The organism is Colwellia sp. 75C3, from assembly GCF_002836255.1.
Classification (GTDB): domain Bacteria; phylum Pseudomonadota; class Gammaproteobacteria; order Enterobacterales; family Alteromonadaceae; genus Colwellia.
Genome location: NZ_PJAU01000051.1, coordinates 1 through 21,376, shown reverse-complemented (window position 1 = coordinate 21,376; position 21,376 = coordinate 1). Strand labels below are relative to the sequence as shown.

Below are 21,376 nucleotides of genomic sequence, written 5' to 3'. Positions count from 1 at the left end.
GCTATAAGGAAACTTGTATGTCTGTTGTAAATAAAACACGCGAAGCCCAGCTGTTATCTACTTTGAAACACTCGTTAATCGCCTCTTGCCAACCCGTTGATGATGGCCCAATGGATAAGGTTGAACATATTGTTGCTATGGCATTAGCTGCCGTTGATGGCGGTGCTAAAGGTTTAAGAATTGAAGGTGTTAAAAATGTTACTGCTGTTGCCAAAGCCACCTCAACGCCTATTGTCGCTATTGTTAAAAGAGATTTAATTGATAGCCCTGTGCGCATTACTCCATTCATCGATGATGTGGTCGCGTTAGCCCAAGCCGGCGCAAGCATCATTGCTTTTGATGGCACAGACCGAAAGCGCCCGACTGCGATGTTAGATTTGCTTAACGCAATCCATGAATCAGGCTGTATTGCTATGGCAGATTGTGCTGATTTTGATACTGGCTTAATGCTAGCCCAACACGGTTGTACCTTTATTGGCAGTACCATGTCAGGTTATACCGATTTGGATAATATCCCTGACGAGCCCGATTACCCGTTAGTAACACGTTGGGTTGAACAAGGCTTAAATGTTATCGCTGAAGGTAGGTACAATTCGCCTGAACGCGCAGCCAAGGCAATTGAATTAGGGGCATTTTCAGTGACCGTTGGATCAGCTATTACCCGTGTTGAACATATTACTCAATGGTTTGCTGGCAGTATTGATGGCGCTGTAAAAAACGCAGCTAATCACGCGATTAGCAACTCTACAGTATAACCACATTGTAAAAACGTAACCTATAACCTAGATAAAATGAAGGAAAGTAATTAATGATCATAGCAATCGATGTCGGTGGAACTAAAATATCAGCGGCATTAATCGCAGATGATAAAATACTAGAGCAACGCAAAATTGCTTCGGTTATTCACAGTGATTTAACGAACCTCAGCCACTACTTAATAGAACTTTGTCAGGACTGGATTGCACAAGCAACACTCGTTGCCATCGCTTGTACCGGCCAAGTAGGTGATGAATACGTTAATTTTCTTTCTGCCAAACAAAAATTACCACTGAAAGATCAGCTTGAATGTGCTTTTAAACTACCGGTTACAATTATCAACGATGCAGCTGCAGCAGCTTGGGCTGAATATTGTGCCATTAAGATCACTGCCAAGCATGACACTCCAACGCCCAGTGCTGACAGCATTAATCTAAGCGATGATACGCTGGTCTATATCACGGTATCAACAGGCATTGGTGGTGGCATGATTCAAAATGGTCAATTAGTTACTTGTCCAGATGGCTTTTGTGCGCATTTAGGCCATGTCAGTGTTCAACATAACAGCCAAGAATCAATTACTTGTCATTGTGGACGCGTAAATTGCGCTGAGGCCATTGCCTCAGGCACCGCGATTGCCAAACAAGCATCGTTAATTTTAAACAAGAAGGTTAGCTGCAAAGAAGTATTTGAACAGTATTTAGCAGTAGCCGAAATAGCACAGTTAATTGATGATGCCAGCAGCGCTGTCTGCGATTTAATAGCGAATATCAAAGCCGTTACCGGAACAAATATTGTTGTTTTAGGTGGTAGTGTTGGCTCAGTCGATATATTCCACCAGCAAGTAATAGCCAAAGTCGCTAATTTACCAGAAATTTATCAAGTACGTATTACACCTCCTAAAATGGGCGCCGATGCCGATTTAATGGGTGCTGCTTTTTACGCTAACAAAAAATAAAAATATTACTTAAAGACCAGTTAACTACTACATCAAATTCAAAAATATCATTTTACAAAATTGCTTTTAAACAGGGTAAGTCATGCAAGTTATAATATTAGAAAATCCAGAAGAAGTTGCACAACACGCTAGTCAATGGGTTGTAGAACTGATTACCAAAAAAGCTAAACCAGTATTAGGCTTAGCAACGGGTAGCACACCTATCAGCCTTTATAAAAACCTAGTAAAAAGTCATCAGGAAGATCAAATAGACTTTAGCCATGTCACCAGTTTTAACCTTGATGAATACCACAATATTGATATTGCTAATGAGCAAAGTTATCGTGTTTTTATGAAAAATCATCTTTTCGATAAAATAAATATTGATCAAAAAAACACGCATTTACCTACCTGTACTCAGAATGAAAATCCTCGTGTTCAAGGTCTTGCCTATGAAGAAAAAATTAAACATGCCGGTGGTATTGACTTACAAATACTAGGCATAGGCGCTAACGGTCATATTGGTTTTAATGAACCAACCTCCAGTTTACGTTCTAAAACACGAATAAAGACATTAACTCAGCAAACCCTACAAGATAACAGTCGATTATTTAAAGCAGACGAGTATCAACCCACAATGGCTATGACCATGGGCATCTCAACGATATTAGATGCAAAATATGTATTACTCATGGCAACAGGGACAAACAAGGCAACAGCAGTTAATGACATGATAACAGGCCCACTCTCTGCAATATGCCCAGCATCCGCCCTGCAATTACATGAGCATGCCATCATTGTTTTAGATAAAGCGGCCGCAAGTGAACTAGCGAATCAAGAGTACTTTATTTGGGCAAATGAAGAACACCAAAAAATAAACAAAACTTACGGGTTTTTCTTATAAGTATGAATAAAGGTAAAAATTAAGGTGATAAGTTAATAAACGGCTAATAAACAACTCAAAATAAAAGTAAATTTTAACACCATATTTTAGCCGTAAGCACTAGCTCCAATGACTTAAAAATTATTACCATTTAGTCTATTTAGCGTGTTTTTTGTTATTCAATCATCGGACCAGTAGTGATACCCTCCTCTCATAACTATAAAAACAATAACTATAACGATAAAAAACAATAAGATGAATAAACCCATGTTGACTTTTCGAAACCCGCTCAAAAAATGTATTTTCTTACTTCTTTGCCTGAGCATTACCAGTTGTGGCGGCAGTGATGAAGAAAGTACCGAACCAGCTAATCCTATTCCTACAACACCAGATACAGCCAATATTGCTCCTGTAATATCAGGAACACCAACGGTTGCCACAGTAGGCACAAACTACACTTTTACACCAACGTTATCCGATAGTGATGGCGATGACGTGATATTAGGGTCAGAGAACTTGCCCGCTTGGTTAACTTTAGACACCACAGGTATTAAGGGCACTGCCTCTGTCGATGATATTGGTGAGCATAACCTAGTATTAACCGCCTCTGACGCTAAAAGTACAATTCGCTATGAAATAACTATTTCAGTCATTGCTATTCCAGAAGAAGAAAAAGAAGTTAAACCCGAAAATAATAAAGCACCTAAACTATCAGGCATACCTAATAAAGCAGTCGTTGAACAAGCATTTAGCTTTACTCCTGTCGCAACCGATGAAAATAACGATGAGTTAGCTTTTTCAGCCACTAATTTACCGTCATGGTTAACTGTAGATGGAACAACTGGGGAAATGACCGGTACACCACAACTCAGTGATTTAGGGAGCTTTAGGAATATTGAATTAACTGTGTCAGATGGTGTTCTTTCAACATCGATTACCGTAGCAATATACGTTGTTAATGTACCTGTCGTAAATCAAGCACCAACAATCTCAGGCACAGCTAATAATGTGATAACAGAAGATGCCTTTAGCTTTGCCCCGATAGCATTAGATAAAGACAACGACATATTAACTTTTAGTGCCACTGGTCTACCGCTATGGTTAAGTATAGATAACACAACAGGTGAGATAACAGGTACGCCAGGATTAAATGATGTAGGTATCCTTGATATTAAATTAACCGTTTCAGACGGAGCATTATCCGTATCACTAAGTATTAGCATCACCGTAATCGAGCGAAACTTAGCACCGACAATATCAGGCATACCTAGTGAAGCGGTAATTGAACAAGCCTTTACCTTCACTCCCTCTGCGGCAGATGAAAACAACGACGTATTAAGTTTTAGTGTAACTAACCAACCAACATGGTTGAGTATAAATAGCACTACTGGTGAAATGACAGGTACGCCACAAATAGGTGACTCAGGCATAAGCGGTGATATTGAACTTGTGGTTTCAGATGGAAAATTATCCACGTCACTGAGCATTAGCATTAACATTCGTATATTTCCAGAACTCACCACATTAATAGCACAAGCGGTATCTGAAACATTATTTAATTTCGATTTAAGAAACAAGGCAGAAGAAAAGAGTGTAGTAACTTACAGTGCATCTTCTTTACCTAGCTGGCTCACGCTGGATAGAAAGACAGGTATATTATCTGGTACCCCAGCCATAGAGCATGTTGGTGAAACTATTATCCCAATTACCTTAGATGACGGTGTAGCGCAAAGAACATCAGTTTTTACTATATATATTGATGATGGTTCGTTAGATTTAGCAATCGCTACCGGCAATACTTTAGTGATAGCAGAAAGTGATAGTATTTTAAATGCAGCCCTTGTGGAAATTGACAGTCACAAAGTCCGTTTTAATGAAGTTAAACGTCAACTTTTCCAACTCGATTCTACCGAGAATAAACTTACTGCCATTGATTGGGATCCTAGCCATGACGCTGCTATTTTGTATGGGCAATATCCTTTTAATGACACAGTACTCAATACGAACAGCTCATATCAAGCGGGTGGGATAGACCGAGTTCTCCCTATTGCCATTGCGGGTAGTAAAACCACTGATACTGGCCGTTACTTAGCCTTTGGTGGTAATCCCTTTAGAAACGGTAAGAACGCCCAAATGGAGCAATTCTTACATAATAGTTTTGATTGGTTAACACAGAAAAAATCAACAGAGTTAGCTGAGTTTAAAGTGATATTTACTCAACTTGATGAGAGTCACTGGTTTAAGGATCGTAGCCAAACCCGTGCTTGGTTTGATAATAACGTAACGAATGTTAGTTATAACGATGCGGGTGTTTGTGACGGTACTAAGCTTGCCGACTGTATTGCCAATAAGCCTGATTTAATTATTATTTCACGCATTGCCCGCAGTGGTGATGATAAAGCGGCCATCATCCAAAGCGTAAAAAACGCGTTAGCGCAAAATATTCCGGTGATCTACCTTCAACATGACGGCGGTATTGGTGAGCACGGCCGCGAGCTACTCAGTGTATTTAACATTACTCACGGTCATGACAATTACTGGTGGAAATTACGTTTACAAGCATTTGATCCATCAACCTTAACGGATGGTTTACCCAGTGATATTCTCAATATAAGAACACTGTTAACAAACTTTAAAAATAATTTTTTCGATGTCGACTTAACGGGTTGTAGTGTTAGAAATTGTCCTGCAGAGTCTAACGTGCAAAGCGAGTTTTTTGATGGTGCTAATGCCACCAATGCGATGTTTAACATTTTTAACAGCCAAAAAATAAATATATTTAATAGCGAAGATTACCGCCTGAACAAACTGTTAATTTTACTAGCCGATCACTATCGCCAAACAGTTAGCTATCCTATGGATAAATTAACAACTGATACGGTAGACTTTTTTAAGTCTTTATATGCTGATTACGCTATCTACAATACCCGTGATATTAATCCAGTACAGCCTGACATGGGTAACTTTAGCCGTTCTGACTTTAGTCATATTACTCCTGAGAGTGCAAATGTATCATTAACATCTAAACCCTCTTTTCGCTCTGCCGGTGTTTATGCATTACCAGGACAAACGTTTACGGTTACACGTACCGATAATAATATTGCGGATACCAGCATTTTTATTAATACCTTAAGAACTGGCGCCACACATATATTCAATGGCAATAAATATAACCGTCCTTACCTATTACAAAGTAATCGTTTAACGATTACTTCTGGTGAAACAATACGTTTTACCTCAAGTTACGGTGGTCCCATTCAAATAGGTTTTTCTCAAAAAGATATCGAGGTCAGTTTTACCTTTACCAATATTGGTCGTCACCCACATTGGCGAACACCTGCAGATGATATTGTTTTTGCCCAACAAATGGATAAAGGTGATTATGATTGGGCTGAAATTGCCACTGAAGGCTTTGAGGTACATTCTAAATTGACTAAATTACGTGCGTCATTATCTGGCAGTATTTGGCCTGTCGCCTCAGATTTTGCTAATGCGACTTACCGTTACACCCATAATAAGGTGCATGTACTCGCAGGCTTTAAAGGACCTGGTATAGACGTAGTCCCTGAAATACATGACTTTGTCACTAATCGTGGACTCTCAGTTGATACCATCGATATTGTCAAACACATGAATGCCGACCAACCAACGTGTGGCTGGGGCTGTAGCGGTAACCCATATGATGCTGGTTGGAACTTCAGTCCTACGGGACATGGTGACTTACATGAATTAGGTCATGGCATTGAACGAGGTAGCATGCGCTTTGAAGGATATGGCGGTCATTCAAATACCAACTTCTACTCATATTTTTCTAAGTCTATTTATGAAGATGAAACCGGTGAGTCTGCAAGTTGTCAGGGGCTTCCTTTTGAAACGATGTTTAATACTTTACAACAAAGCAAGTTAGCAGCGGATCCAGCACTATACATGCAAGAAAAGCTATCTAAAAGTTGGTCTGAGCATCATGCGCTATATATCCAATTAATGATGGCAGCGCAAGCAGAAGGTACGATTACAAACGGTTGGTACTTATACCCCCGAATGCATATTTGGGATAGAGAAATGTGGCGCTTAGATAACTCAATTGAAACGTGGGCTGCAGGTAAAGTAGCACTAGGTTTTAATGATTACACACTCGAGGAATTTAAAGTAACCAGTCAAAATGAACGCTTATTTATCTCTTTATCTGAAATAACGCAGTTAAATTTAAGCGATTGGTTTGCTATGTATGGCTTTGAGTTAAGTGCTAAAGCAAAAGCACAAATCACGGCAAAAGGTTATAAAATGCTACCGCAAGTATTCTATACCTCGACCAGTACGGGCTATTGTTCAAGTTTAAACCAAAGTAGCCTGGCTATTGATGGCGTACAAATATGGCCAACACCATAACAGAGCACTTTAAATGCCTTAAACGAGTAAAACCCAAATAATTACAAAGCAAAAAAGTCAACGTTCAGCATATACTGAGCGTTGACTTTTTATTTATGGCTACAATAAACTGCTGATTATTAATCATTTACATTGCAAATATAAAGCAGTAAAGCTGTGAATAACAAAAGTATTTTCAATCATTAAAACGATACAGCCAAAATTGGTAAAGTAAGACTAACGAAAAGAAAAATCCTGGCAAATTAGCCCCTAGGATGTACCAATCTACCGGATTACTATTCCAAGCGTACAATGACCACATCACCAAAGTAATGGCACAAAAGACAATCAACATTAATGACAAACCTTGCGTCGATTTTCTCCGATAGTTATTGATAATCTGCAAGGGTAAGCCAAAACATAAATACAAAATTGATGACAACATTGCCATCCAGCCGATGATGTCGACAGTAAGCATTATTTACTCCTATTTTTTTGACAAAAAAAACCATCAACAAAGTGTTGATGGTTGTATATATTTTTTATATGTAACACTTATATAATTGCTATTTATAGATTGTAAAAATGGATATAACCTTTGCTAGCAATCATTCATATACAAAGCGTAAGTAGTTACCTAGTCGTTAAATTATTATTATTCCGTGTTCTTAATCGGTGCTATGAAGCCTTTATGTGCGCCATAAAACCAGCATCTTTCATTTTAGCAACAACATCTTCTTTTTCTGCTGCCGAAAGTGCACGAATAGGGAGTCGAGGATCGCCAACATCAATACCGTGTAGCAACATTGCCGCTTTACCCGCAGCAACCCCACCATATTGTACGAGTGGACGAATAATACCGATAACCTTATCCATAAGGGCGGTTACGCTAGCTTGATCGCCGTTATTGAATGCTTCGATAATGTCTAAGTAAAGCGGTGCCGCGTAGTTATAAGTACTACCAACAGCACCAATAGCGCCTACCGCAAGTCCACCTGGTAGGAATTCATCAACACCAAAAGGAATATCGAATTTTCCATCGCAAACACGTGTACAACGTTGGTATTCATAAAGATCACCATGATTGAACTTAATACCGGCAAGGTTTGGAATAAGTTTATCTGCTTTGATAAGGAATTGTTCCATATCAAACATGACACCAGACATACCTGAATGATAATAATAAAAGGCCTTTGTCGGAGCCGCTGCAGCAACAGCAGCACAATAGGCGACAAGGTCATCCACTGAGCCTGGCTTGAAGAAACATGGAGCGATAACTGAAGTAGCAAAGATATCGAGTGTTTCTGCATGTTTTGTTAATTCAAGTGTATCAACAATTGACAAAGCGCCTGTATGCACCGTGATACTGAGCTTGCCTTGAGCTGCGATAACCCAACGTTCAGCGACAGCTTTACGTTCAGCGACAGAACAATTAAGGCCTTCACCTGTAGTGCCACAAATATAAACACCTTCAACGCCTTGGTTGATGAGTAGTGCGGCAATTTGATCGATAACAGCAAGATTAACTTCGCCATGTTTATCAAAAGGTGTATGAGGGGCGGAGATCAATCCGGTAAGTTTTTTCATTGTAAACCTCTGTAATTTAGAATATTTGTTTGCCGCCAATCCATGTCTGGCTAACATGTAAAGCAGAGTTATTACCGTATTCAAGTAATGTGAAGTCAGCATTAGCACCAATGGCTAGCTGAGGGGTTTCTGTATTTAAGCCAAGAAAATTTGCCGGATATAAACTTGCCATTCTTAACGCTTCTTCTAATGGCACATCTAGCATCATTTTGGCATTATTTACCGCTGTAATCATATCTAGGGCCGAGCCAGCTAATTGTCCTGTTTGACTGGTTAGCTTATCGTCTGATAACTGTATTTTATGGCCGTCAAATTCAAGTGTTTGTTGGCTACTGCCTATCGTTGACATTGAATCTGTCACTAACATCATCTTGCCCTTTTTTTTAGCACGTGTTGCTAACTTAGCTACTGCGGGATGAACATGATGACCATCTAAGATCAAACCACACCAACTGTGTTGATCAAGCAATGCCGCTCCGACCATATTAGGCTCGCGAGACGTCAGCGGTGACATCGCATTAAATAAATGGGTAAAACCAACTGCCCCAGCGGCCAATGCAGCCTGCGTTATTTCAAAACTTGCATTTGAGTGTCCTAAACAGACTTTTACATCGTGCTCGATTAAATATTTAATTTGCGCTGTAGTGACATTTTCAGGTGCTAGTGTGACAATTTTCACGCCTAGATCATCGCGACAGTAAATAGCTATTTCTTGTTCGGATAAGGCTCGAATGTGCTCACTACTATGAATGCCTTTTTTAGGCTCACTAATATGTGGTCCTTCAAAATGTACACCTACGATGCCAACCATTTGCTCTTTTATTGCGAAGGAAATCGTGTTTGCCGCGGCATTTATTGTCTCAATGTCGCTAGTGATAAGTGTTGGCAGCAATCCTGTTGTTCCATAGCGACTATGCGCTAATACCATTGCTTCAAGCGCTATTAAGTTAGTGTCGTGGTTAAATAAATATCCGCCACCACCATTAACCTGTACATCAATAAAACCTGCCGTAAGTAAACCTGAAACCTTTATTTCCTTCGAGCCTTTAACTGAATCAAAAGCGATCACTTTACCGTCCGCGAAGCTTATCGCCTGATTATTTATGATGCTGTTACCATCAAACATTCGCTTTGCTATTATTGTGGTAATCATGATTATTCGACTTCTCTCTACGTTGTTAGTTTATTAAAAACTATTTATAAAACTTATAGCTACAGTGAATAAGATCAAACTGAGATGCCATTTTCTGACTAGCAAAACGCCTACTATTTAATAATTTACGCCTATGGCACAGCGTAAATACAAGGTACACCATCAACCTGTTATACCAATATACCATTTAAGTATTTTTATTGTCAAAGTGAAAATATTTTTTTTCAGTAAAACAATTAAATAAAAACAGTAATAGATTGTTTTTATTCGCTTATATAATTATTTTTATTTGAAAGTCATTGCAGATTGAGTCCTAATACTAACGATAAGTAGTCATTATTTTCTAAGTAGCTTCTATAGAATTACTCATTATTTCTATTTTTTTCTTTAAATTTCTCTAAAGTTAACCTGTAAATGAAAACCTCGATTAAAAACCAGTACGTTATATTGCAACAAAACAGGAGTGATGGTATAAAAGGTACACCAGTAAAGTCAAATGACTTATCTATTATCAAGGCTGACACTTAATGGAATATATTATTGGCGCATATGCCACTGCACCTTCTACCGAACAATGGCACCAAGAATTAGAAACTCAGTATTATCAACAACTCAAAGCTATTGATCGTATTGCAGGTCTAGAGCACCCTTTTACCGGTAAACTTCACCCTTATGACGATGATTGGTTTTTAGAGAATATCGATAAAGATTGGCAGTTTATATTTACCTCAATCCCAGGTGTTATGGGCAATATTGCTAAAAACCCTCACTTTGGCATTGCTTCTACCAATGAAGATGGCAGACAAGCCGCACTTGCTTTTTATCAACAAGCTCAGCAGGCCATATTAAAACTCAATAGTTACTTAGATAAACAAGCCGTGAGCTTTATAAAAATACATACCGCGCCAAGAATCACCGCTAGCACGCATTCATCTATACAAGCGCTACAAGCGTCCCTTGACACTATGCAGTCTTGGGATTGGTACGGTGCAAAACTTGTGATTGAACATTGTGATGCCCACATTGTTGGACAAGAAGCAGAAAAAGGCTTTATGTTATTGGAAGATGAGATTACCGCTATCAAACATGTTAATAATAGGCTTAACAGTGACATTGGTATCAGTATCAATTGGGGCCGCTCAGCTATAGAAACACGCAGTTCAACAGGCCCTTTGCTTCATATCAAACAAGCCTACCGAAGTGGTTTATTAAAAGGCATAATATTTTCAGGCGCCTCGGGGCTTGAAGGTCCGTATGGACAATGGAAAGATACCCATATGCCACCAGAGCAAGCATTTAATATTCCAAGTTTTGCGAAGGGTTCTCATTTAACTATTGAACAAATAGAAAACTCTCTGCAGCAATGTCATTATGATCAGCTTGATTTTATCGGCGGAAAAATATCAATAAGTCCAAATAAAGCGAGTGTTGCCAAACGTGTTTCTTATATTAAGAGCTTGATCACTTTATTAGATAAAGTGATCATTTAGCGTTATTTATGCTCTTCAAAATAAAGCAGCTTCTATTAACCGGTTCAGGCTTTTACCAAGATTTTCTGTATTTACTTATTGCTAAATTGTTAAGTATAGTAATCCCCCTACCTCCAACAATCATTGGCCTGAAGATCTGCTGAGGGGATGTAGGTTTGTTGATGTCGCGTTTGTCAGCAAAACAAAAATCACATTAACTACAACATTATTTAAAAAAGCTTCAGTGGTACTTTAGGTGCAGGGCTATCGTTAAAAACATCGATAACACCATAGTCCGTTTTATTCGAAATACGATCATTAGGATATTGGGTTCTATGAATGTTTACGGTTGGAAGAAGCTAGCATCAAACCCAGATATATTGAATGAATATTAGACACCTGCTTTAGTAAAACATAAAAGCAGGTAAACCTATTATGATTCTTTTGCTAGAGCAAACTATTTCACGCGTTCATGATTAATCTCTAGAATATGAGCCAAGATAAATATTGGGACTACGAATAACTGGTTTAATTTCACCTGAAACCCAATAAATACTATCACCTTTTTGTGTAACTGTTAACGGCCCCGCGCCACCGCTAAAAGGCACTTCATCCGTTAAGGCATGCCATGAATTTTCGCTGATATCATAAATAACCTGACGACGACTAAAGTTAATATCTTTTTTACTTAACGAGAAATAGCTATGCTTGAAAGCCTGTAAAGCTTCTCCTTTAAGGCTAGTTAATTGTAAAATAGCATTATTAAAAACGTCTCTATTCACCCCGCCTAATAACACTAACTGATTATTTGGCAGAGCTGCTACACCGCCACCTGCGACTGAAAATGCTTTTTCGTCCACGGTAATAGGCGCTAATGTTTTCCAGCGGGCTTTGTTAAAATCAAAGGCATAAACATCGGTTAATACGTAATTATCTTTTCCTGCCGCTAAATTCAAACCACCAAAAACATAAAAATGGTCATTATGGTTAATTGCTGGAAAGTCGGATCTACTCAGCCCTGGTACTGGTGGGGTAGTGTTGCTATCAACACACGTTTCGCTTCGAAAAGAGTATTTACAGACTTGGTTGCTCACTTGGCCATTTTGTTTACCAGCAAAAGTATACAAAGCATTATTTTGCCAAGCCGCACCACCGGAATCCCACGTAAAAGGTAAATTTCCAATAACCTCTGTTATTGGTTTTTTGGATCCATCAAGGGTGAGTTTTATTATTGTGTCAAAAGCTTGTTCGTTGTTTTTGCCGCCAATTAAATACAGACTGTTATCAACAATCAACGTTGCACCATGGCCAGCTTTGATGGGTAAGTGACCACGAGCGACTAAATTCAGTTGTTTGTTAGCCGTATCAAATACAAAGATATCTGAATAAAATTGTTTATTTCCCTGATCAAAAAAGGGATGCCCTTTGGGAAAATTTGCGCCTCCAGCAACGATCAAATAATCGCCTATAAAACCGCTATAAGCGGCTGAAACACCGAGTGACTCTGTAAATTGTTCAGGTACAGGTAATTCCCCAAATTTTTGCCAGTAAATTTTGTTGGCCTTACTGGTAATAACATTAATGTCACTGCCTTGGTCAAAAGCATGAGAAAAGAAACAAAAGAATAACGTACTGATCGTACATAGCTTAAAAAAGTTCAATGAAATTTCCTTTTTGTATCATTATACAGAAGCAGTTCGACTTCCTACTAAAGTAGTCTGTGAAAACGTCCACCGTAGAAACAATAAAACCTAATCACTGTATAGAGGTAAGCGATTAGGTTTTATTAATGTATTAACTATCATCAGCCAGTAACTAGACCTCAATAGTTTAACTCAGTTAAATTAGAACTTAAGTTTTAATCCAGCGAAGATAGTACGACCAATTGCATCATATGCTCTAGGCTCTGTGTTAGTACCTACAGAAGCAGTGCGTACGTCAATATCAGGTTCTTGATCAAATAAGTTGTTTGCACCAATATAGACATTTAACGAATCCATTACTTGGTAACTTGCTTTAAGATCAACATATACTACAGCGTCCATAGTATTTAAATCTTCACTAAAGCCAGCTCTGTCTGCTTCAAGGTATGATTCAGTTTCAGAGCGATATCTAATTTGAGAGAAAAGATTCAACTCATCAGTAACGTTGTAAGAGATATTTGTTGTAGATCTGAACTCTGGGAACAATATACGGCCTTTAAATTCTTGAGTGCCACTAAGTGTATCTTCATCATACTCACCTAAGAAGTTAGCTAAGAAGCTAATGTGCAGGTCATCAATTGAATAAGAAACTTCTAAATCTACACCACTAGTTGTAATAGTGTTGGCATTTATTATAGCAGAATTTAACTGTAAAATTGGACCACTAGCATCACGTTTAACATTACCTTCACAAGTAGCATCAAATGAACCTGGAGCAACGTTATGACAACGTTGAACAGCTACATCACCAGCGATTGAAGTAATACCATTTTCAATTTCAATTGCATAATAATCAAGTGAAAGAGAAAGGCTATCGATAGGAGTAAAAACCACACCTAATGTTAACGAGTCAGCTGTCTCTTCTTTAATATTAACGTTACCTGTTGTACGTTGCGTTGTATTGTTCGCTTCTGAAGCTTCTAGTTGAAATACACCACCATTAGCCGCTTGACGAGCTGCAATAGAAGCAATTGAAGAACAGTTTACAGAAATATTATCAGTAGCTGTATTACTAACACCATTACAAGCATCTACATTATTAGCCGCTGTACCTGCAACACCATTAGAGAATAAGTCATTGATGTTTGGAGCACGTACTGAAGAAGATTGACTAGCACGAAGACGGAAAGAATCATTAATAGGTGCATCAAGACCTAAACGGTATGTTGTTAAAACACCCACTGTAGAGTAATCAGCAACACGCGCAGCTAAACTTACGTTTAACCAATCTGCAACAGGAACATAAAGCTCACCAAAGATTTCTGCAACATCAAATTCACCTTCGATAGCTGTAATTGCTGCACTACGTGCTAAACCTAGTTGACGGAAACTATCAGGAGTTTCTATAGCTTCTTCTTTACGGTATTCAACACCAGCAGCAAAACTGATTTCGTCGTCATTAAATGAATAAGGTAAGAAACCAGAAAGAACACTTGATACTACTGTTTGTTTAATTTCACCAGTTTGGCCTGTAGTGATTTCAACATAATCCACACCTTCAGGTGAAAAACCAACAATACCAGCATCACCAGCAAGACTATCTACAGTGCCGAAAGGGTTGATAGGCACACAACCTTCAGCTCTAGCAGCTTCATCAGCACATTGATACTGACCAGGATTTAGTGGATCTTCTTGAATAGTTACAGCGTTACGAAGTTGAGTTCTGCTGTAATCGCCACTACTAGTTTGTTGTTGAGATGTTATACCATAAACAGCACTCGTTTTTAATAATAAATCGTCTTCAAATTCGTAACTATAGCTACCTGCAACTCTGAAAGTACTACGGTTATTATTTACAACACGGTCACCAATTTCAAATATACGTCGACCAGTAGTTAGTTGATTCAGAGATGTACCGTTGCCAAGAGTATTAAGCTCTGCAAGTAATTGCTCACCAGCACTACTACCAACAAAGAATGGGCTAGTTGCTACATCAATACCAGTATCGCCGCCACGGAACAAATCACCTCTAACACCAAGTGAACCTTCTTCTATTTTAGAAGATGATGAAGTTCTTGAGTAATTAATTTCAATTTCAGCTGAAGATTTATCAGAAAGATCAAAATTCATACCAGAAGAAACATTAAAACGTTCATATGGTGAAACAATAAGTCGACCTGCATTTTGATTATCAAAATCAGTTGGGCCTACAGGTTTGAAGTTACTATCAAGTAATGGTTGTGGTTTATCGTAATTATTATAAAGATCGCCATTACCAAACAATTGAAGACTACCTGCAAAAAGTGTTGAACCATCTACATGGTTAGGACCATTACGTACAGCTGGAGCATCCATGTCGCCATCGCCATTAGTATCTAAAAAACGTAATTCTTGTGCAGCAAAGGCTCTATCCTTAGAGTCTAATTGTTTTTGTTCTGCAAAACTTGAAGAAACCCATACGTTACCTGTATCAAAGTTAGTACCGTAAGTAAAATCAACATTACTTCTACCTGCACCACCTTCAGTTGACTCAGCAGCTAAAGCACTAACTTCAAAACCTTCAAAATCTTTCTTAGTGATGATGTTGATAACACCAGCAATTGCATCAGAACCATAGATTGCTGATTGACCACCAGTTAATACGTCAATACGTTCGATAGTAGCCGTTGGGATAGAGTTTAAATCTACACCGTAACCCGTGTTAGCTGATACACCTGATACATAACGACGACCGTTAACTAAAACCAACGTACGTGCTGAACCAAGGTTACGTAATGATGTAGTTGCAGTACCGATGTTAGCTGCTGGACCAGCACTAAATGAGTTGTTGTTGCTTGATGCACTGATATCTGATGTAACTGATGGGATGCTATTTAAAACACTCTCAACAGAAATAGAACCAACACCTTCGATAACTTCTTTACCAATTTCAGTAACTGGTGCTGATGAAGAGAAGTTTGCACTACCACCTCTATAGATGTTTGAACCAGTAACAATAATACGTTCAACTTCTTTTTCAGCTTCTGCTGTTTTAGCATCTTCTGCTGCCATAACTGCTGGACTAAGTAGTGCTGCAATACAAACGGATAATGCTGTGCGACGAAATGTTTTTTGATTAGTATTCATAACTTCCCTCAATATTTAATTGTTTTAATGTTTCGACTGTTATTTTTATTAACTTATTATTTAATCGTATAATACCTAGCACTGATATCATGCAGTTAACCTATCATACCAGTATACATCCAGCAACACTAAACAACAAAACAACGAACATTAATCACACAAACACTTATTAATCAGTACGAAAAACATCAACTAAAACAAACACACAAAACAAAATAAATAATTGTTTAATAAGGAATATAATATAAAAATCTAATGTTTTTTAGTGGTGTTTATAAAACCAACGTCACTGATATAAGATGTAATAATATTTATTTAATCTCAGTAAAAATAACTTTTAGATAAAAATAAAACCTATAAAAGAGTTCAATAATGTTAGTTTTTTTGGAAAAAAGGCTGGTATTTCTTTATTAGCGGATGAAATTGAAATGTATTGCCTGGTTTTAATAGAGTGAAATTGAGTATAAAAAAGACTTGGCACTTATACTCAGGCTTTCGAGAAGCAGTTGAACTGACTAATAATAAACAAAGCATTTGATATTCAATGCTCTATTATAGCCAAAATCATCATGCTTAATAAGACAACTTAGTTATGATTACTGGCTCCTAAAAAATCCAGTAAAAAACATAATGCCCGTAAGAAGTAGAGCCTATCTTTTCCGTAAGAAAACATAGACTCCTTAAGCACTATTACGTGAGATTTTCATCCTGATAAAGCCAAAATATAGCCATTGGCTAGCCTAATGAGAGTAACCTACTCCACCTTAATTAGAGTCAATACAATAAATTGTATTGAGATGCAGCAGACTTACTGCCTCAGTTTAATTTAAATGTATGCAAATTATTTAATTGACCTTTTTACCGGAAGAACAAGCTGCTCCTTTATATTCAACTCGATACGGCGATTGACCTTATGTGCCTCTTCGGTATATCTATCATCAATGAATTCTGATTCTCCCTTACCAATAGGCTCAATGATTTGTTTATCAATATTAAACTGTGTTGCCAAAACTAGGGCGACTGATTCAGCTCTTTTTTCTGATAACTTTAAATTGTACGAACGAGAACCAGGGGCTGAAGTATGACCAAATACTTTCAACGTCTTAACTTGATGTTTGGTGATGAATGCCGCCAAAGCTGAAATTTTGTCATTATATTCTGCCGGTATTTCATAAGAGTCATTAGCAAAATAAACGATTAATGAGAAGTTAAACTGCTGCTCTTGCATTATAGTACAACCAACCACATCGACTTGATGGCTTATATCCGTACCAGGGCACTGATCATTTTTATCTAACACACCATCTTTGTCTGTATCTAGCGCTTTAACAATAATGATGGCTTTAGCTATTGGTGCTTGTTTAACAACAATACTCTCCTCACCAAAATAATAACGAACCCCTAATGCAACATTGCTGGTTTTATCTCTTGCTAGTTCAAAGCGTTCCGCACTAAGGTAAACCTGAAAGTTATCATCAATACGATAGTTCAGCTCACCGCCATACCAAAAATCCCCTCCAGAAACGGCATCACTACCGACCTCGGCACCTTGGCTTAGTTCATTCGTAATATAGTCCCCTTGCCAATCAAGGTAACCCAATTTCGCGGAAACTTTAAACGACTCAGTTAATGGCCACGCGCCAACAACGGCAATTGAAAAACCATTGCCCGATTGTGGATAAACATGCTCGGCATTATCATAGAAATTATCTGTGTCTATATCTTGTCCGGTGAAATAGACAGTGCGTTCACCTAAATCTAAATAGCCCACTTCAACACCAACGTGAGTAGTAAATTGGTAACCACCAAATAAGCTAAAACTGGTGCCATCGTCGTCAATAGAAATACTGTTCGCCGTTAACCCTGATTGTTGAAAGAAGCTATCTAAATCTTTCTCATTAATATCTGTAGTGGCATAACCAATATCACCACCGATATACCAGCCTAAATGCGTATCACAGGTTTTATAGTTTTTCTCTTCGTCTTGGCAATTTCGCTCATTACTATACGCCAGGGGCAATAATAGGATGCTAATAATTGCTGCTGAAACTCGAGTAATTATTTTATTTTTCATAACGATTATATTGCCTTCTTAAAAATATCATTAACAACAGGTATAGAGCGATAAGGTGCAAGGCACCGCCACCAGAAGTTTTTGCATTAACTTGTATAACTTCTCTAACGGTAATAATCCATTGCCCTTCTGCCGTATTACCCAAACTATCTTGCACAACATAGTTAATGGTAATTACACCAAAGAAATTAGCGTTGGGAGTAAACGTGGCTTGACCATCAGCAGTGAAACTCACTTGCGCATTATCAATACTTATCAAAGATAAAATATCGTTTTCAGCATCACTATCATTATCGAGCAAATTAATAGATACGCTTCCGTCTTGATTGATAGTGCTGTTTTCATTAGCAATGATGGGAGCAGCATTATTGAGTATGGTAATGTATGCAACCGCATGATCAGTACCGCCATTATTGTCGGTGATACCGTAATCAATAGTGATAATGCCAATATAATTAGCTACGGGTTGATACACCAATTGATTATTAACTATATCAACAGTGCCAATATTAACAGTGGCCGATGAAATGATTAATAAGTCCCCATCTTCATCGGTATCATTTACTAATACCTCAATGGTTTTTTCATTATTCATGGTCATTTCTAGGTAGTCATCAACCGCAACAGGTAACTGGTTTGCACTAAGCATTACAGCAACACCTCCGGGATCAAACACCATAGAATTAACTAGACCATCATCATCATTAATACCACCGTCTTCGATAATTTGTTGCACACACCAATGCCCTTCGGTTAAACCTAAAGTCCACTGGTTATCACCGTTCGTATTGCTATTTGGTGGAGGACAATACCCTGGCTCTCCTTGGGTTGACCATAAACTATTACGCTCATTTTCTATGAAGAAGCCCCAGCCACTGCCTGCTCTATACTTTCGATACACGCCATTAGCCGGAATAGGTTTACGTTGCGGCATAGTGATAGCAAACGTCATACCATGATCAGGTAAACTATAAGCAATATAATCAAAAATACCGCCGACATTTACCGCTTCAGAATCTTCAACAAACTCATCGTCATGGTTATTTACTATGTCGTCTTCAGTGATTTGTGCTCCGCCAGTTTGACCTCCTATGGTTAAACTTCCTCGGCGCAGACATACTCCTGATTGCCCTTCAATAAGGTAACCATCATGAACTATCGCTTCTTCTTGTAAGACATTACACTCACTAATACGGTCGAGATAATCTGGAATACCATCACCATCTGTATCCTTATATCGTTCAACATTATCAGGTATTAAATCACCATCGTTGTCAGCACTGGTTAGCTCAGCTAGTGCACTAACAACCTGAATATAAACTGTTTCTTCATCAGATAATTGAGGTGTACCACTATCAGTAACAGTCACTGACAATGTATAAATACCGACACTAAGCGCACTAGGATCAAAGGTGAAACGAGTCAAATCTGTTGATGTATTAACGATGCTATTATCTGACGGTTGCCAATCATAACTAAAGCTATCGGTGGTATTTGGATCATATACAGCCCCTAAAACTGTCACCACACCATCGGCTAAAGTAACCATTAAGCGTTGTTCTTGGTTTTGTAAAACACTTAAGCTAAGTTCTGGCGCAACATTATTTTCTGTTATCACAAAGCGATGACTATTTTTGGCGCCAATATTTAAGGTATTGGAAAGTGTAATATCGACTGCTTCATCTCCCTCAGCAACATCATCACTAAAAGTGTCAAAGTTCACGGTAACTTTAGTACCAGAGGTGATAACAACTTCACCCGAGTGCAAATTATGATCACTTTCATTACCAATGACATCAAAAGCAACAACTACCGGATAAACTGGCGATTTACCATTAAGGTAAATGCTAACAGTCGCTGACTCCCCTTCAAATACCGTTTGATTCTTTTCAATTGAAATGATCGGATTAACACAAACAAATTGTTTTTCAACGGCTGTATTACCTTCCGCATCGGTCGCTTGCCAAAAGGCCTCATTAATGCCAGGTGGATACAATACTTGACCATTAATTAAAGAGACTGGCAGTACATTACCAAAACGGTCAACCGCTGATGCTACGCCTAAATCCACACGTGAATATAGGCCAGTGGCATTCACGGTAAAATCACCACACAAATCTTGCGGTAAGGTAATAACAGGTCCATTTTCTGACTCAATACGCACAGATATTTTAGCTTTCGCAATATTACCCACCGAATCTTTAATGCTGTAAGTTATGGTAAAAGTGCCACCAACGCCTTGTTTAGGAGTATAGATAAGCACACCATCAACTATTTCCACCTCGCCAATATCTGATTGCACACTCACTAACTCTATTGGGTCATTCTCTGGATCACTGTCATTTATCAGCACATCAAGTGTTACAGGGGTAAACGAAGTAAAGGCATAACTATCATCAATTGCAATTGGTGCTTTATTTTCAACAACAATTACCGTAACCGTTACCACTGCACTGGCAATACCTCCGTTACCGTCACTAATAGTGTAAGTAATAATATCTGTTTCAGAGCTTTCACCAAGCGGGCTGTAACTTAAAGTACCATCACTTTTAATAGTAACAGTACCGTAGTTTGCTGACACTTCAGTTACCGTTAAGGTATCACCATCGGCATCTGAATCATTACTCAAAATATCGATGATATTATGTTGGCTATTTTGTTGAACGTCGACATCATCATTATTAGCTATAGGGATAATATTAACGATAATAAGGCTAAAGGCTGCGCTAACTGAACAACTCGCGGCAATGGCACCCGTAGTAAATGTATTACCCAATAAACTACCACTACAACCACTGACCGTACTAATAGCATAACCACTATTTGGTGTCACCGTGACTGTCGTTGTCAAACCTTGATTAATCGTTTGTGTTGCTGGAGAAACCTCACCACCCGTGCCGGAAAGAGCACTTACCGTGTGCGTAATTGGTGTGAACGATGCACTGACCGAACAACTCGCCGCAATCGTACCCGTGGTATAAGTATTACCCGATAAACTACCGTCACAACCACTGACCGTACTAATAGCATAACCACTATTTGGTGTAACTGTGACTGTCGTTATCGCACCTTGTTCAACCGTTTGTGCTGCTGGAGAAATCCCACCACCTGTACCTGCAATCGCACTGACTGTGTGCGTAACACCCGTAATAGGCATAAACGATACGCTAACTAAACAACTCGCTGAAATAGCAGCTGTAGTATAAGTATTACCCGATAAAGTACCGTCACAACCAGTAACCGTACTAATAATATAACCACTAGCCGGTGTCAGCGTGACTGTCGTTGTTGTACCTTGATTCACCGTTTGTGTTGCGGGAGAAACACCGCCACCCGTGCCAGCAGAGGCACTTACTGTGTGCGTAATAGGCGTGAATGAT

The 21,376-nt window shown here is 38.6% G+C and carries 12 protein-coding genes; 5 read left to right on the top strand and 7 right to left on the bottom strand.

Annotation, left to right across the window (positions count from 1 at the left end; all coding sequences use genetic code 11):
* Nucleotides 1-17: 17 nt before the first annotated feature.
* The 4 genes from CXF85_RS11820 (at nt 18) to CXF85_RS11805 (ending at nt 6,965) form a co-directional block, all read left to right on the top strand.
* Nucleotides 18-755, top strand: a complete 738-nt coding sequence (locus CXF85_RS11820) for an N-acetylmannosamine-6-phosphate 2-epimerase (RefSeq protein ID WP_101228744.1) — start codon at nt 18-20, stop codon at nt 753-755.
* A 53-nt stretch (nt 756-808) separates the two neighbouring features.
* On the top strand, nt 809-1,714 hold the full coding sequence (locus tag CXF85_RS11815) for an ROK family protein (protein ID WP_101228743.1): 906 nt from the start codon (nt 809-811) through the stop codon (nt 1,712-1,714).
* A gap of 82 nt (nt 1,715-1,796) precedes the next feature.
* The gene (gene nagB / locus CXF85_RS11810) at nt 1,797-2,597 is read left to right on the top strand and encodes a glucosamine-6-phosphate deaminase (protein WP_101228742.1); all 801 of its coding nucleotides are present in this window, start codon (nt 1,797-1,799) and stop codon (nt 2,595-2,597) included.
* Nucleotides 2,598-2,843: 246 nt separating this feature from the next.
* Nucleotides 2,844-6,965, top strand: coding sequence for an ImpA family metalloprotease (locus CXF85_RS11805; protein ID WP_198555610.1), 4,122 nt, complete (start codon nt 2,844-2,846; stop codon nt 6,963-6,965).
* Between the two features lie 175 nt (nt 6,966-7,140).
* Here CXF85_RS11805 and CXF85_RS11800 read toward each other — a convergent pair whose 3' ends face one another.
* The 3 genes from CXF85_RS11800 to nagA form a co-directional block, all read right to left on the bottom strand.
* Nucleotides 7,141-7,422, bottom strand: coding sequence for a SemiSWEET family transporter (locus tag CXF85_RS11800; protein WP_101228740.1), 282 nt, complete (start codon nt 7,420-7,422; stop codon nt 7,141-7,143).
* 200 nt (nt 7,423-7,622) lie between these two features.
* A complete protein-coding gene (locus tag CXF85_RS11795) occupies nt 7,623-8,531 on the bottom strand; it encodes a dihydrodipicolinate synthase family protein (RefSeq protein WP_101228739.1) in 909 nt (302 codons plus the stop codon).
* A 16-nt stretch (nt 8,532-8,547) separates the two neighbouring features.
* Nucleotides 8,548-9,684 (bottom strand): N-acetylglucosamine-6-phosphate deacetylase, encoded by a 1,137-nt coding sequence (nagA, locus tag CXF85_RS11790; protein WP_101228738.1) that lies wholly within the window; start codon nt 9,682-9,684, stop codon nt 8,548-8,550.
* A 527-nt stretch (nt 9,685-10,211) separates the two neighbouring features.
* Between nagA and CXF85_RS11785 the strand changes: the two genes are divergently transcribed.
* Nucleotides 10,212-11,174 (top strand): DUF4862 family protein, encoded by a 963-nt coding sequence (locus CXF85_RS11785; protein ID WP_101228737.1) that lies wholly within the window; start codon nt 10,212-10,214, stop codon nt 11,172-11,174.
* 455 nt (nt 11,175-11,629) lie between these two features.
* On the opposite strand, the gene CXF85_RS11780 is transcribed toward CXF85_RS11785, so the two are convergent.
* From CXF85_RS11780 to CXF85_RS11765, 4 genes are all read right to left on the bottom strand, one after another.
* Nucleotides 11,630-12,814, bottom strand: a complete 1,185-nt coding sequence (locus CXF85_RS11780; protein WP_157829092.1) for a cyclically-permuted mutarotase family protein — start codon at nt 12,812-12,814, stop codon at nt 11,630-11,632.
* A 183-nt stretch (nt 12,815-12,997) separates the two neighbouring features.
* Entirely contained in the window at nt 12,998-15,922 is a 2,925-nt protein-coding gene (locus CXF85_RS11775) for a TonB-dependent receptor domain-containing protein (RefSeq protein ID WP_101228735.1), read from the bottom strand.
* Between the two features lie 841 nt (nt 15,923-16,763).
* Nucleotides 16,764-17,996 (bottom strand): OmpA family protein, encoded by a 1,233-nt coding sequence (locus CXF85_RS11770; RefSeq protein WP_101228734.1) that lies wholly within the window; start codon nt 17,994-17,996, stop codon nt 16,764-16,766.
* Nucleotides 17,986-21,376: Ig-like domain-containing protein (locus CXF85_RS11765; protein ID WP_157829091.1), on the bottom strand; the 3,391-nt coding region annotated here is incomplete at its 5' end. The genes CXF85_RS11765 and CXF85_RS11770, both read right to left, overlap by 11 nt.